At 44.2% G+C, this 14,024-nt stretch carries 12 protein-coding genes; 6 read left to right on the top strand and 6 right to left on the bottom strand.

Going from position 1 to position 14,024, the window contains the following annotated elements; translation table 11 throughout:
• Nucleotides 1–139: 139 nt before the first annotated feature.
• Nucleotides 140–706 carry a flavodoxin family protein gene (locus KKOR_RS08725; RefSeq protein WP_015780757.1) on the bottom strand — a complete coding sequence of 189 codons (567 nt, stop codon included), beginning with the start codon at nt 704–706 and terminating at the stop codon, nt 140–142.
• An 83-nt stretch (nt 707–789) separates the two neighbouring features.
• Here KKOR_RS08725 and KKOR_RS08720 point away from each other — a divergent pair, with 83 nt between their 5' ends.
• Together KKOR_RS08720 and KKOR_RS08715 are read left to right on the top strand one after the other, a co-directional pair.
• Nucleotides 790–1,749, top strand: a complete 960-nt coding sequence (locus KKOR_RS08720; RefSeq protein WP_015780756.1) for a LysR family transcriptional regulator — start codon at nt 790–792, stop codon at nt 1,747–1,749.
• Between the two features lie 134 nt (nt 1,750–1,883).
• Nucleotides 1,884–2,489, top strand: coding sequence for a peroxiredoxin (locus KKOR_RS08715; protein ID WP_015780755.1), 606 nt, complete (start codon nt 1,884–1,886; stop codon nt 2,487–2,489).
• A gap of 304 nt (nt 2,490–2,793) precedes the next feature.
• On the opposite strand, the gene KKOR_RS08710 is transcribed toward KKOR_RS08715, so the two are convergent.
• From KKOR_RS08710 to KKOR_RS08700, 3 genes are all read right to left on the bottom strand, one after another.
• The gene (locus KKOR_RS08710; RefSeq protein WP_015780754.1) at nt 2,794–4,506 is read right to left on the bottom strand and encodes a GMC oxidoreductase; all 1,713 of its coding nucleotides are present in this window, start codon (nt 4,504–4,506) and stop codon (nt 2,794–2,796) included.
• A 284-nt stretch (nt 4,507–4,790) separates the two neighbouring features.
• Nucleotides 4,791–5,225 (bottom strand): hypothetical protein, encoded by a 435-nt coding sequence (locus KKOR_RS08705; protein WP_015780753.1) that lies wholly within the window; start codon nt 5,223–5,225, stop codon nt 4,791–4,793.
• Nucleotides 5,226–5,255: 30 nt separating this feature from the next.
• Nucleotides 5,256–6,278, bottom strand: a complete 1,023-nt coding sequence (locus KKOR_RS08700) for an isoaspartyl peptidase/L-asparaginase family protein (protein WP_041296197.1) — start codon at nt 6,276–6,278, stop codon at nt 5,256–5,258.
• Between the two features lie 188 nt (nt 6,279–6,466).
• On the opposite strand from KKOR_RS08700, the gene KKOR_RS08695 reads away from it, so the two are divergent.
• Nucleotides 6,467–6,715, top strand: a complete 249-nt coding sequence (locus tag KKOR_RS08695; RefSeq protein ID WP_015780751.1) for a hypothetical protein — start codon at nt 6,467–6,469, stop codon at nt 6,713–6,715.
• Between the two features lie 13 nt (nt 6,716–6,728).
• On the opposite strand, the gene rnt is transcribed toward KKOR_RS08695, so the two are convergent.
• Both rnt and pyrC read right to left on the bottom strand, forming a co-directional pair.
• Complete coding sequence (gene rnt, locus KKOR_RS08690) at nt 6,729–7,331, bottom strand: ribonuclease T (protein WP_015780750.1); 603 nt, start codon at nt 7,329–7,331, stop codon at nt 6,729–6,731.
• Nucleotides 7,324–8,364 (bottom strand): dihydroorotase, encoded by a 1,041-nt coding sequence (gene pyrC / locus KKOR_RS08685; protein ID WP_015780749.1) that lies wholly within the window; start codon nt 8,362–8,364, stop codon nt 7,324–7,326. Before pyrC ends, rnt begins: the two co-directional genes overlap by 8 nt.
• A 111-nt stretch (nt 8,365–8,475) precedes the next feature.
• On the opposite strand from pyrC, the gene gloA reads away from it, so the two are divergent.
• From gloA to KKOR_RS08670, 3 genes are all read left to right on the top strand, one after another.
• The gene (gene gloA / locus KKOR_RS08680; protein ID WP_015780748.1) at nt 8,476–8,868 is read left to right on the top strand and encodes a lactoylglutathione lyase; all 393 of its coding nucleotides are present in this window, start codon (nt 8,476–8,478) and stop codon (nt 8,866–8,868) included.
• Nucleotides 8,869–8,923: 55 nt separating this feature from the next.
• Nucleotides 8,924–9,223, top strand: a complete 300-nt coding sequence (locus tag KKOR_RS08675) for a hypothetical protein (RefSeq protein ID WP_015780747.1) — start codon at nt 8,924–8,926, stop codon at nt 9,221–9,223.
• 200 nt (nt 9,224–9,423) lie between these two features.
• The gene (locus KKOR_RS08670) at nt 9,424–14,019 is read left to right on the top strand and encodes a carboxypeptidase regulatory-like domain-containing protein (RefSeq protein WP_228638583.1); all 4,596 of its coding nucleotides are present in this window, start codon (nt 9,424–9,426) and stop codon (nt 14,017–14,019) included.
• Nucleotides 14,020–14,024: the final 5 nt, after the last annotated feature.

The following is a 14,024-nucleotide window of genomic DNA, read 5'->3' as shown; positions in this document are numbered from 1 at the left end:
TCAGACGAGTCTGTTGAATACAGATTTCAATAAACAAGATTGCAACAGCACGCTTTGCAACAACACAGTTGGGAACTGATGAAGTCACCTTAGCGTAATGCTTGTGAAGGTGACGTGAAAGTCAGTTTTAAATGACTAACTAGTTGAATTTTTTGGCTATTTCAGCAACGCGCACCCCCAGTAATCGCGCTGTTTCACGATCGCTTTGTGGTGGTGCAACATCCGCGCCCTGATCAGTATTGCTCTGCGCCATGGCTCCCAGGTAACCGCCAATTCGGTTTACATCATCAGGGGAAGCTTCGCTACTGGCGTTACCGGGCATCAGACCTAAACTAACCCATAGCATGCTTTGTTGGGCGGCAAACACCGACATTTGAATCAATGTATTCAGTTTATCGCCGCTCATAGACCCAGAATTGGTGAAGCCTGCCGCTAGCTTGTCTTTCCAGCCTTGCTCCGCCCACACTTTGGAGGATTTATCCATAAAAGCCTTAAAATCGGCACTGACGCTACCCATATAAGTGGGGCTACCGAAAATGATGGCATCGGCCTTGGCTAGCGTATCCCATTGCTCATCGACATCATTGACTGAAACCAGTGCGGCATCCGCATTAGCATCCAGCACACCTTGGTGAACCTGTTCGGCAAGTACTTTAGTGTGGCCATAACCACTGTGATAGACCACGGCAACTTGTTTCCTACTCATAATTAACTCCAAATTAAATCGACTGACTTGATGGAGCGACTGTAACTGGTTTATAGTTATGCATGAAATGCATTTGAGAGATAATGGTTATGCAGGTTGAGAATATTCGTTCGTTAGATATGAATTTGCTGGTGTTACTGGATGTGCTGCTTGAGGAAAAGCACATTTCCAATGCGGCAGATCGACTTCATATGAGTCAGCCCGCTGTCAGTCGTTCGCTACAACGACTGAGGGATATGCTTAATGACCCTTTGCTCATTCGAGTGGGGAATGGTTACCAGTTGACTGATAAAGCGCTGGAGCTACAACCAAAGCTCAAGAGCTGGTTAGCTGATTTCATGTGTATGATGCAACCGGAAAAATTTGAGCCAGCCAAAGCCAAAGGTGAAATTAGTATTATGTCGATGGATTTAGAGATGAGCCTGTTCATGCCAAATCTGTGGCAAGATCTTCAAGTACAGGCCCCGAATGTTGCCTTGCGTTCTTTTAATATTCGCCCGGACGGGATTTCTTTACTGGAGCAGGGGGATATTGATTTTCTGGTCAGCGAAGAGGACAAATCGTTAGAAAGTACCAAATACCACCATTATCATCTGATCCAGCATGAGTTTGTTCTAGTCATGTCCAAACAGCACCGTCTGGCAAAGCAAAAGGCCATCGGTATGGACGAATACCTAAAACAAAGACATGGGCTGGTTACGGTTACCGGTAAAGGAAAACCCTTTATTGATCGCACACTTGAGAAACAGGGATTATCGCGAAACATTGCGTTATACGTTCCAACCTTTCACCTAGCACTGGATATCTGTAGTCGAACCGATCTGATGTTTTCGATGCCGCGGCTAGTCGCAGAAAAAGAAGGCGAGCGTTATGGCGTAGTTATGAAAGAAATGCCCTTGAAACTGCCACTTCTGGACATATATCTCTACTGGCATGAAAGGCAACACCAAACGGCACTGCACAAATGGTTCAGAACCCTGATGCGAGAAAGTTTCGAGCAAACCCGAAAAGGCATTCGAGCGCGCAAGCCAACAGGTGATTGAATTGAGTTACCGTTCAAATTTTGAACCGTTAAAAAAAGACCTTTAATCTTTTGTGAAAGGTCTTAAGAATTATTGTCATATCAGCGTATAATACGCACACCTAAAATTGAATAAACACACTCTTGGAGGAAATAATGGGAGTATTAGTAGGCCGCAAGGCACCAGATTTCACAGCAGCAGCAGTATTAGGCAACGGCGAGATCGTAGAAGACTTTAACTTTGCCGAAACAACTAAAGGCAAGCCAACTGTTGTCTTTTTCTACCCGTTAGACTTCACATTCGTATGTCCATCAGAGCTGATCGCATTCGACCACCGTCTAGAAGAGTTCAAAAAGCGTGGCGTAGAAGTAATCGGTGTTTCAATCGATTCTCACTTCACTCACAACGCATGGCGTAACACCGACATCAACAACGGTGGTATTGGCCAAGTTGGTTATACTCTGGTCGCTGACGTAAAACACGAAATCTGCCAAGCGTTTGATGTTGAGCATCCAGAAGCAGGCGTTGCTTTCCGTGGTTCATTCCTAATCGACAAAGATGGCGTTGTTCGTCACCAAGTAGTAAACGATCTACCACTAGGTCGTAACGTTGACGAATTAATTCGTATGGTTGACGCGCTACAATTCCACGAAGAGCACGGCGAAGTTTGCCCAGCAGGTTGGAACAAAGGTGATAAAGGTATGGATGCGACGCCTGAAGGTGTGGCGAAGTACTTGTCCGAGTCAGCTGACAAACTATAATTACTGGTTAAATTGCCCAACTTCTTTGTTGGTTAATCATTTTTAATGCTCGATGACCTAGTTGGTCACCTCCGCTGAAAAATGATTAACCGCCTCGAATTTGGACAATTTTCCTGCGTAATTGCTTGAAAGAAAGCCTGGCATTTTCGTCAGGCTTTTTTAATGTTCAACGACCCTATAGGTCGCCTCCGCGAAAAAAACAGGCAGGCGCCTCGAACTTGAACCATTTTCCTGCGTAATTATGGTACAGAAAGCCCAGCAAAGTTGCCGGGCTTTTTTTATGTTCAATAAAAATTGGGGCGGGTTATTGTTCCAGTTTTGTAGCTAAGTCCTGAGCAAATCCACACATGGTCAGCGTGGGATTCCATGAGCCTGAGGTGGGGAAAAGTCCTGCTCCAGTAACATAGACATTGTTGACACCATGAGGGCGGTAATCGAGGCCGACCACAGAGTCATTTGGATCGGTTCCCACCCACAACTGAGATGCTTCATGAACAATGATGTTCAGTCGAATTTGCTCCTGTGGTGGCTTATCGGATGTCCAATAGCCGCTACCATCCGGCTTATCAACCCAGTATTCGATCTCGGGTGTTGATTGTTTTGATGATAGTGCAGCAATTGTCTGATAGGTAGCATCGTCCAGTTCGTCCCATAATTGTCTATCCTCATCGCCCAGTAATAACTGCAGATTAATGTTAGTGGTTGGGTCCTGATTCTGATTGAGCTTTATCCAGTTGTTGTCATTTTTCTCGCTGACTTCACCTAAAGTGGCACAGACAAAAACAACATAATCCTCAGAGCCCAGCATCTGCTTGCTGGTTGGGGCTGCTGCCGCATCGGGACATTCGCGAGCCAGCGTAGTGCTATCCTTGGCAGGATTCTGTTCCGCAAAGACACTCGCTTGGACATGGTATTGAAGGTCATTGCTGGCTTTTCCTTCAAGGTAAATTGCACCTATTTCTAAGTCGGATAAGTCATCGAAAGCTGAGCGTTTAACACGTGCGGTCACATGTGACATAAAGTGTCCAGTATATCTTTGCCCGGCATTGGGAAGGCTATCTTTGAAAGAGTTCATAAGAAGTGTTGCTGGCGGAATGGCGCCCATGGCTAAAATAATTTTTGCATTGGCAACATTCACGCTTCCTCTGCTGGTGCTAATGGCTATGACCTGTCCTTCGTCATCATGCACTAACTGCTCAACAACACATTGGTCGGCAATCGTGAGAGCTGTTCCATCACCTGTCTGTGATAAGTCTTTTTGTTTTTGATGGATGTTTAATAAGGTGCCTACCGTTGAGTACTTATAAAATTTAACAGTTTTCCATTCTGGGTTGGCAACGGCTATTGGTGCCGGAAAAGCATTCTCTGCCGATGGCACAAACTGCTTAAAGTTATTGGCGATATTGGTATCCAGCTGCGATTGCAGATTGCCGTAGACACCATCATTGATTTTATCCATCGACGTAACATGCAAAAACTTTTTGGCCCTTTCCCAAAAATTGGGCTGTAAGGTAACGTCGATCATTTCCTGTGGCCAATCTCGCATCAGGTTTGGAGTAGGAGAGGGACTCCAGGCACTCCAATAAGTCGAGCGGCCTCCTACAACGGGAATATATCCAGCCTGGAAAAAATCTGGTGTGGTGGTGACCATTTTGCGAGTTCTTGACCAGGGGTAGGTGGTTGGCGGTGAGCCAGTAGTTTGAGCAAAAGCATCGGGCAGCATTTGGTAATGCACGGGTAGCCAGAAACCACCTCTTTCAAGCACCAGTATTTTGGCTTTTGGATTCAGTGAGTAGATTTGCTCGATAAAGGCAACACCGGTTGGGCCGGTTCCGATAACGATGTAGTCATATTCTTCATTAACAACATTTTGCCAGTCACATTGCGAAGCAAAAAAAGCATTGCCAGCTATCTCGTCGGCTGTTGCAGATTGACGACCTGGGACTGGATATCCTTGGGACTCGCCAGCAGGCTCTGGGTTGGTGCCTTTAAAGAATTTAGAATAATTAAATGACATGTGAAGTTCCTTTTAGCTATGGTGAAATTGTTATGGTTATACTCAAGTTACTTATTGTTGATTTTGATTTAGGATTTAACTTGGGTGATTTAATAGTACATTAGAAATGTATTAATGACCGCTTCATATCTGCATTAAAGTGTATGAAATTTAAGTCATTCTTGATGCGGTAACGATCGAGTAAGTATGGAGCCCGGAAAGAATCTGGAAAGGGTCTGTAAAATGTCAGAATATAATTAGTTTGGGTTTAGGGGAGAAAGGGTGCGGATGGGGTTAAAGTTATATCAAGGGCAGCTGCTTAGATGAACAACTCTTAACAGTTTCTGTGTTTGAAGTATGCTGACATCATTATTATCAGTCTCGATTTCAGCGACTAATTCGATCAGTAATCTTTGCTCACTATGTTGGGTTAGTGCAAGGTAGGTTGCATGGAGTAGGCTGTTATCCGCACTGATATCGACAATGTATTGCTTACCTGTTTTGCAGTCCTGAAACTTCCCTTGCCCAACGCTTTCGTAGTAGAGACCAAACTTTCGCTCGCCATTGTGGTGTGACTCTAAAACGGGTTCTTCTAAATAAGGTTCCAGAACCCCAATCTCATCATCATTTTGGGCTTTTGTTTTTTCTTTGTTTGACTCTTTTGATGGATCGTCATTGCAGGCGCTCAAGAGGCTGGCAAGCATTAAGATGCTGATAATTCCCAGTGTTTTTGTGTTCATAAAAACTCCTATTCGCGCCTGCTATGGGCTTTATTTTTTCTGATAAATTTCAATCGTGATGTTGCCATCTACGTCGATTGCACCACGGTACATACCGGGCGTGTTAAAGCTCATCATAATATTACCGTCTTTATCCAGACCAATCACGCCACCGTCGCCGCCCATCTTCTTGAGTTTGTCGAGGATAACAATGTCAGCAGCGCCTTGAATGGTTTCTTTTTTGTACTCCACTAATGCACAAATGTCGTAAGCAACTGCAGCTCTAATAAAGTACTCGCCATGACCGGTTGCTGAAATACCGCAATGTACATTGGCGTATGTACCAGCCCCAATGATCGGAGAATCTCCAATGCGGGCGTAGCGCTTGTTGGTCATGCCACCGGTAGATGTGCCTGCGGTGATGATGCCATCTTTATCCAGCGCTACTGCACCGACAGTACCGAATTTAGAATTCTTGGCTTCGTCTTCTGACAGTTGCATCTTATCTGGATCTTCTTTGATGATTTTTTGCAGCTGGTCCCAGCGATTTTGGGTAAAGAAGTACTGTGGATCAACTAATTCAAAACCTTGTTCCTTGGCGAATTCTTCAGCGCCTTCGCGAGCCATTAATACATGCTTTGAATCGGTACGGACTTTATCCGCCAGCAGAATGGGGTTCTTAATATGACTGACGCCTGCAATGGCTCCGGCTGATAAATCGTTGCTGACCATGATGGAAGCGTCCAGTTCATTGTTACCCTCATGGGTAAATACTGCGCCTTTGCCAGCATTAAACAGCGGAGAGTCTTCCATGGTCACAATCGTTGCCTTGACCGCCTCAGTACTCGAACCGCCTTTTTCCAGAATGGCGTGCCCGGTTTTTAGCGCATGTTCCAAGGCTTCAATATAAGCTTGCTCAATCTCTGGAGTCATTTTCGACTTTAAGATGGTTCCGGCACCACCATGGATAACGATGGCTGTTTTGGCTTTTGGGCTTGAAGGTTTATCCATAGCGTGAGCTCCAACTGCTAATCCAGTCAGCAGGGTAACAGCGGTAAGCGCTTGTTTTATCATCATTAATTAACCATATCGAGTTGTAAATATTTCCCTAAGCATAAGTGCAATTTAATTGGAATGCACCCCGAGCTGTGAACTTTTTAATAAAAATGGAGATTGGCTATTGCATATTGCGCGAATGATAACTATTCTCATTTGAGTTGTTTGGAATTATTTGAGCGATACGATAACAAAAAGGGTTAAGAATGACGTATATGATTAATGCATGGCTGGATAAACCACAGCCAGAGTTGCAATTAGTAGAACCTGATTCTGGAGCTGTAGTGGCTTGCTGGAAAGGTCGGCGGCTGAATGATTTGTTTGATTCTGGGCTGGTCAGTTATGAAGAACTAAGAGCGGCAACGCCAGAGCGACTGAAACTGGTGGAGAAGGCGCTAATTTTGCAGATGACCTGCGAGGAGCTTTGTGGCCGTTGTTTATACAACAGCCAATAGTTCACAAGGCGTTTTAAAATTGATTGGCGCGATTAACCAGCAAGCAGAATAACTCAGCTGTTTTGGTCGCGTCATACAATGCTGAGTGGGCTTCTTTCTGACTAAACTCAATGCCAGCCAAATCGCAGGCTTGGGCGAGCACGGTATGCCCGAGCATTAAAGCTGATAATGACGCTGTATCAAAACTGGTAAAAGGATGGAAAGGATTACGTTTAATATCAACACGTTCGCTGGCAGCATTCAAAAAACTCAAGTCAAACCAGGAGTTATGGCCGACCAGAACGCATCGATTGCACTCAGCATCTTTTTGTTCGGTGCGAAGATCTTTAAACAGGGATTTTAAGGCTTTATGTTCTGAAATAGCTCCCCGCAATGGGTTATCAGGATCAATGCCGGTAAAATCCAAAGCCTTTTGCTCAATGTTGGCACCTTCAAAAGGCTCGACATTGAAGTGATAGCTGTTTTTGATTTCAAGCTTACCTTGCTCATTAAAACCGGTGGTAACTGCAGCCAGCTCTAATAAAGCATCGGTTGCTGCATTAAAACCACCTGTTTCGACATCGATAATAACGGGGAAGAAGCCTCGAAATCGCTCCTTCATGCTCAGATTAATCATTGTCTCTGATTTTCCATTCGATGGTTTCGCCTGCTCGGAATGGAACCAGTGTATCGTTGCCAAGACACAGCTTTTTAGGCACTTTCCAAGACTCTTTTACAAGAGTTATAGTGTCAGTGTTGCGTGGCAGACCATAAAAATCAGGGCCATAAAAACTGGCAAATGCTTCTAGTTTGTCGAGTGCATTATGAGTTTCGAACACTTCAGCATACAGCTCAATCGCAGAATAAGCGGTGTAAACACCCGCACAGCCGCAAGCCGTTTCTTTCTTCTCTTTAGTATGAGGAGCGCTATCAGTGCCAAGGAAAAACTTCGGTGATCCTGAAGTAGCTGCTGCAATCAAGGCCGCCTGATGTTCCTGGCGTTTAAGAATAGGTAAACAATAAAGGTGAGGGCGAATGCCGCCGACCAACATGTCATTACGATTAAGCATTAAATGGTGCACAGTAATCGTCGCGGCTACGTTTGGGCCTTGCGATGCAACAAACTCAACCGCATCTTTGGTGGTGATATGCTCCAGCACGACTTTGAGATTGGGGAACTGTTCAATGATTGGACGCAGTTTGGTCTCAATGAACACCTTTTCACGATCAAATACATCGATCTCTGGAGATGTGACTTCGCCATGCACCAATAATGGCATCCCAAGCTCAGCCATTTTCTCGAAAACTGGGTAAGCCTTCTCGATATCGGTCAGACCTGAATCTGAATTGGTGGTCGCCCCAGCTGGATAAAGCTTACATGCTTTGACAAAGTCAGACTGAGCAGCCTCTTCAATGTCTTCTACTGAAGTGTTATCGGTTAGGTACAAAGTCATTAAAGGCTCAAATTCAGCGTTATCGGCTTTGTAGCGCAAGATGCAATCACGGTAACTTTTCGCCTGCTCAACATTGGTTACAGGGGGTACAAGATTGGGCATCACTATCGCGCGCGCAAATTGGCGGGCGACGTCTTTAACCGTATGTTGCAAGGCTGCGCCGGAACGCAGGTGGATGTGCCAGTCGTCTGGACGAGTTATTGTAATGCTGTGCATAAAATTCGTGCCTTAAGGCGCTTAACCATTTACTTGCTATAATGGCCGGCTATTATACGCAAGTCATGCTTGCAACTAAAGCGTAACCGGCAAATAACCTTGGGAGGAATAATGAGAATCTTACACACTATGCTACGGGTTCGAGATCTGGATAAAGCACTAGACTTTTACACCAATGTTCTGGGAATGAAATTGATTCGCAAGCATGATTACGAGTCTGGCCGCTTTACATTGGCTTTTGTCGGTTATGGCGAGGAGAAAGACAATACCGTACTTGAATTGACTTATAACTGGGATACCGACGACTATGATATGGGCAATGCTTTCGGCCATATCGCGATTGCCGTGGACGATGTGTATGAAGCCTGTGAAAAAATTCGTCAAGCTGGCGGTAATATTACTCGCGAACCGGGGCCTATGAAACATGGCACTACGGTATTGGCTTTTGCTGAAGATCCCGATGGATACAAAATTGAACTATTAGAAGACAGGCATAATCAGTAAGCTCTAAAAGGAAGGTAACATATAAGTAGCAAAAGTTATTATAAGGAGTGAATATATGAATAAGCTTTCAAAGTTGGTATTCCTGGGCAGTATTGCCGGTGGCGCTCTTCTATTATCTGGTTGCGCAAAAGATTCAGTTGATGGTGAGAATGATGTTACTGAAAATCAACAAACGTCAACCCCAAAAGAAAGCAGACCCATATCTGAAATCTCTGAAGAGACAGAGCTAAAAGAGCAGGATTGCGAAGAGCAATTTAAAAATGAACATGGGGTATGCGAAGTGCCTAATCCAGAATACCCAAAAGAATTAATCGATAAGAAATATAAGGAAGAAGATAAAGAGTCTGACCAATAGATTGAATTCAGGCCTCCCGGCTGATCAAATATATATAAACTTAGCAGCAAGATAGCTACAAATAACTACAACTCTCTACAGTATGTCTTGGGGAGTTGTGCTATAAAATTGTGGCTCAGGAAAATCACCTAACCAAAAATCAGGTGGTGGAGGGGGGGCTTAATACTCATCAAATAATGAAATCTATTCAAGGAGTTATTGTGTCAAATACCAATAAAACTTTGGTCAGGTTGTGCATAGCAGGCTTGTTAGGTACCACTGCTATCTTTGGGGGGGCTAATGTTGCCGAGGCAGGAGATCGTGATTCTGTTAAGGTCGTATTGTCAAAACCAAAACTCAGTCAGCCTTTGCTTACTGTGGCTAAACCGTTACCAGAAATTACCAACGCTCGTAAATACAAATTAAGTCAATCAGGTGAGAAAATACCTGGTGTCGATTTGATTAGAGAAGTTCCCAATCAAAATCATCCTTTTGCAAAAGAAATATTACAGAAAAATGTAGACTTTGCAGGTGATCCTGTTCTTCAAACTCAACAAAAGCGTGATGCTTTCTCTCCTTTAATTCCTTCAGTCGAAACTGGTTTCGATGGCATGGGTAACGTAACAGGTGCGGTTCCGCCAGATACAGTTGCTGATGTTGGTCCTAACCATGTTGTACAAATGGTTAATACTGCTTTAGCAATTTGGGACAAAGAAGGCAATCAGTTAGCCGGCCCAATTGCAATTAACCAGCTGTGGTCAGGTTTCGGTGGTTTGTGCGAATCAACCAATCGTGGTGACCCTATTGTTTTATATGATAGTGCAGCCGATAGATGGATGCTGAGTCAATTTGCATTCACAGATGGATTCACTGATAACAGAGAATGTATTGCAATCTCTCAAACAAACGATCCTACAGGTGCCTATTATCTGTATGATTTTGCTTATAGTACAACCAAGTTTAATGACTATCCTCATTTTGGTGTATGGACTGATGCCTATTATATGGGCGTTAATCAGTTTGCAACACCTGGTTTGTCTTTTGCAGGTTCTGGTGTAGTTGCCTATGAGCGTGACAAGATGCTTGCTGGTCAGCCTGCACAACAGGTGATCATTGATCTTGAAACGTCTTATCCAAACACCTTCACGCCAATGCCAGCTGACATTGATGGTAGCTTTTTGCCACCAGAAGGTATGCCTGGTTATTTTGTCACTTCAGGCGCGGCTCTAAATACCATGGATGTTTGGACATTTGATGTTGACTGGGATAACCCAGCAAATTCAAGTTTCAACCTGAAAAACACATTAGCTGTTGCAGATTACAACGGAGGAGTGTGTGGCTTCTCGCGTGACTGTATTGTTCAGCCAAATGCTCAAAGACTCGATGCGATTGGCGAGCGTATGATGTTCCGTTTGGCTTACCGCTTTTTGAATGGTACCGATCATAAATTAGTAGCAAACCATACCGTGGTTGGTTCTGCTTCTGACACAAATATTGCTGGCGTACGTTGGTATGAATTTGATATTGATGGCACTACTGGTGACGCCTCTGTTGCTAACCAAGGCACTTTCAACTTAGACGACGGTAACTCACGTTGGATGGGTAGTGCTGCAATGGATGCGGTAGGCAACATTGGTGTTGCTTATAGTGTGTCAGGTCCAGCAACATTCCCTTCAATTCGTTTTAGTGGTCGCTATCAAGATGATCCAGCTGATACTTTAACCGTAGCTGAGCAAGAGCTCAAAGCAGGTGAGGGTTCTCAGTCAGGTGCTAATCGTTGGGGTGACTACAGTAGCTTAAGTGTTGACCCGGTGGACGACTGTACTTTCTGGTATACCACTGAGTATTACAAAGCGGCTAATAATAATTCTTCAGGTTGGTCAACCTACATTGGTAGCTTCAAGTTTGATGATTGTGTAGCTGGTCCAAAAGGTTATATTGAAGGCACAGTAACCGATAGTTCTGGTAACCCTGTTGAGGGTGCTAGAGTTGCTACTGGCGGAGCGACTGCTACGACTGATGCTGATGGTAATTATTCTTTAACACTGCCTGCTGACAGTTTGTATGACCTTGAGATTACTAAGTACGGCTATCTTGCGGCAAGTGTTACAGATATTGATCTTGCAGAAGATGAAGTTGAAGACGTTGATGTGTCGCTTGATGAAGCTGATGAGGTTATTGTTAGTGGTGTAGTGACAGATGGTTCTGGTCTTGGAACTCCGCTTTATGCTGAAGTAACTATCACGGCGCCCGGAGCAACAATTTCTACCTTTACTGATCCGGCAACTGGCCAATATTCGTTAGAGGCCTATGAAGGTACCTTAGTAAAAATTGGAGCTACTGCGATTGACCCAGGTTATCTAAAAGAAAGCTATGACATTCTTCCAGAAAATACACCTGTTCGAGATTTCGCATTAGAAATAGATTCTAACTGTACGGCGAAGGGGTATGTTTGGAACACTTTCTTTGAAGGTTTCGATGCAGGCGTGCCGCCAACCGGTTGGACCGTCCAAGATATCACTGGTTCGGGTATGGAGTGGCAAGCAGCCTCTACAGCGCCAAAGGGTAACTTGTTGAATGTTGACGGTGAAGCCGCAGCAATTGATAGTGATGCAGCTGGCGCTGGCAATTTGGTAAGTTCACTATTGGTCTCTCCTGTTATCAATGTAGCTGATATTGAGTCTACAACACTTTCTTTCACCAGTTTATTTAGAACTTTTGCTGGTAGTGATGTGTATACAGTTGACATCAATGTTGACGATTCTGGCTGGGTATCAGTTTATGATTTTGTACCGACTAATACTGTAGATAGTCTTTCTATCGACTTATCGACAGAGCTTTCTAGCGCAACCAGTTTCCAGATTCGATTTGCCTATGAAGCTGATTACGAGTGGTACGCTTACATTGACAATGTAGCTTTTGGAACCCCTAGCTGTATAGCTGATGGTGGTTACTACGCAAGCGGTTACATTGTTGATAATAACACTCAACTGGCTCTTAATGGAGCAAGTGTTAGTGGCTCGTCATCTGCAGCAAGCTCTGTAGCGACTCCGGATGATGAAAGCTTAGAAGATGGTTTCTTCAGATTGTTTATCGGTTCTGATGGAGTTACTGAAGTCGAAGTTTCTGCAAACAACTACCAAACTCAAACAGTTGATCTTACCCAATTTGATTTAGGACAGCCTGTGATGCTTGATGCGGGCCTGTTAGAAGTTGGAGAGATCGTTTTAGAGGTAGCTGCTGAAGTTGAGGAAACAGCAAATGTTTCTCTTGAAAATGTTGGTAATGCAAACGCCAACTACGAACTTTTGTTATTCCTAACTCGTGACGTTGAAGAGGTGAGTAAACCTTATGGTATTTATGATCAGGCTACTCGTCGATTTGGTCCTAAAGCATTACAGGAGTTTGATACTAAGAAAATTCGTTATCGTTCATATGCGCCTAGTGCTCCTGAAGTTGCAGTCGATTTTGTTGACCAGTTTCCAACAGATCTGACTTTGGGCTGGGGTATTGGGTTCGATAAATCAACTTCAGATATCTGGGTTGGTGACGTTACTGCAGGCGGAGCTGAGCTTGATGCCTTGCATCAATACACAACTGACGGAACTAAGACTGGTGAATTAATTGATACTAGCGCGGTTACTGTTGGTTACGCAGCGGATCTTGCATACAACGCACGTACTCAGACCTTATGGCAGGTTTCGGTTACGAATAACACCTGTATACATGAAATTGACCCTGTTGCCCAAACCGTAACGGGCAACAAAATCTGTCCTGAGTTTGGCACATCACAGCGTGGTTTAGCTTATGACCCTATTTCTGGAACCTTCTATGCCGGTTCTTGGAATGACAGCGTGGTTCATCAGTTTGATGCGGAAGGTAATATTCTTCGCTCTATAAACGTTGACTTAGCGGTTTCAGGTCTTGCATTAAACCCATCGACCAATCATTTATTTGTGATGTCGAATGATGTTGCTGGAAGTGTTGAGCCTGACATTGTGGTTCTTGATGCTTCGACACCAGAGTTAGACCCAATTGGTCAGATTGTTTTCCCTTCGGTTGATACTGATGGTGATGATGTTCTTGAAGACTTAATGGATGGTGGTCAAGCGGGTCTTGCCATAGATTGTGATGGCAACTTGTGGGCGGTTAACCAAGCCAGACAAACCGTAGTGGGCATCACTTCTGGTGAAACTGGTGTGTGCGATATAACACCAACCTGGGTAACGCTATCTGCTGCAACTGGTACAGTTAATGCTAATAGTGCTGTTGATCTGGAGTTTAATATTTCAACTCTAGACTTGCCTCTTGGTACTTATGAAGCTCAAGCAATTTTAAGTAATGATACTCCATATGGAACCATTGCTAAGACTATTAGCTTGACCGTAAGAGAGCCTGTATTTGGTGAGCTAGGTATCAGTGGTGACAGTGGTGCTGTGAGAAATGGTAATTCAATTCAGGTTACGGTATCTCGTGTTGATGGTTCTGATCATCAGGTAACTGTTGATTATGCAACGATCGATGGCACAGCCATTGCAGGAACTCACTTTAATGAAGCATCAGGTACCTTAACCTGGGCCCATGGTGAAACTGCGGATAAAGTTGTAACCATTGAGACCATTGATACAGACCAAGACTCTAAACTGGACTTTGAGTTTGAGTTATCAAACGCCGGTAAAGCCGATTTGGGAACGAGTCAAGCAACATTGACTATTAATAAAGACCCTTCTCGTGGCGGTGGTGGTAGCACAGGATTGGTTATTCTTGCGCTATTAGCATTAGCTGGTTTAGCAAGACGTAGAAGATACCTTTCTTAATCGTA

The sequence above is a fragment of the Kangiella koreensis DSM 16069 genome, from assembly GCF_000024085.1.
In the GTDB taxonomy this organism is placed as follows: Bacteria; Pseudomonadota; Gammaproteobacteria; order Enterobacterales; family Kangiellaceae; genus Kangiella; species Kangiella koreensis.
This window is presented reverse-complemented; position numbering and strand designations above follow the sequence as displayed.

What these genes read in the sequence shown, in the direction of transcription:
- KKOR_RS08725 (WP_015780757.1), bottom strand. Translation starts at nt 706, where the DNA reads ATGAGTAGGAAACAAGTTGCCGTGGTCTATCACAGTGGTTATGGCCAC.
- KKOR_RS08720 (WP_015780756.1), top strand. Translation starts at nt 790, where the DNA reads ATGGTTATGCAGGTTGAGAATATTCGTTCGTTAGATATGAATTTGCTG.
- KKOR_RS08715 (WP_015780755.1), top strand. Translation starts at nt 1,884, where the DNA reads ATGGGAGTATTAGTAGGCCGCAAGGCACCAGATTTCACAGCAGCAGCA.
- KKOR_RS08710 (WP_015780754.1), bottom strand. Translation starts at nt 4,506, where the DNA reads ATGTCATTTAATTATTCTAAATTCTTTAAAGGCACCAACCCAGAGCCT.
- KKOR_RS08705 (WP_015780753.1), bottom strand. Translation starts at nt 5,225, where the DNA reads ATGAACACAAAAACACTGGGAATTATCAGCATCTTAATGCTTGCCAGC.
- KKOR_RS08700 (WP_041296197.1), bottom strand. Translation starts at nt 6,278, where the DNA reads ATGATAAAACAAGCGCTTACCGCTGTTACCCTGCTGACTGGATTAGCA.
- KKOR_RS08695 (WP_015780751.1), top strand. Translation starts at nt 6,467, where the DNA reads ATGACGTATATGATTAATGCATGGCTGGATAAACCACAGCCAGAGTTG.
- rnt (WP_015780750.1), bottom strand. Translation starts at nt 7,331, where the DNA reads ATGATTAATCTGAGCATGAAGGAGCGATTTCGAGGCTTCTTCCCCGTT.
- pyrC (WP_015780749.1), bottom strand. Translation starts at nt 8,364, where the DNA reads ATGCACAGCATTACAATAACTCGTCCAGACGACTGGCACATCCACCTG.
- gloA (WP_015780748.1), top strand. Translation starts at nt 8,476, where the DNA reads ATGAGAATCTTACACACTATGCTACGGGTTCGAGATCTGGATAAAGCA.
- KKOR_RS08675 (WP_015780747.1), top strand. Translation starts at nt 8,924, where the DNA reads ATGAATAAGCTTTCAAAGTTGGTATTCCTGGGCAGTATTGCCGGTGGC.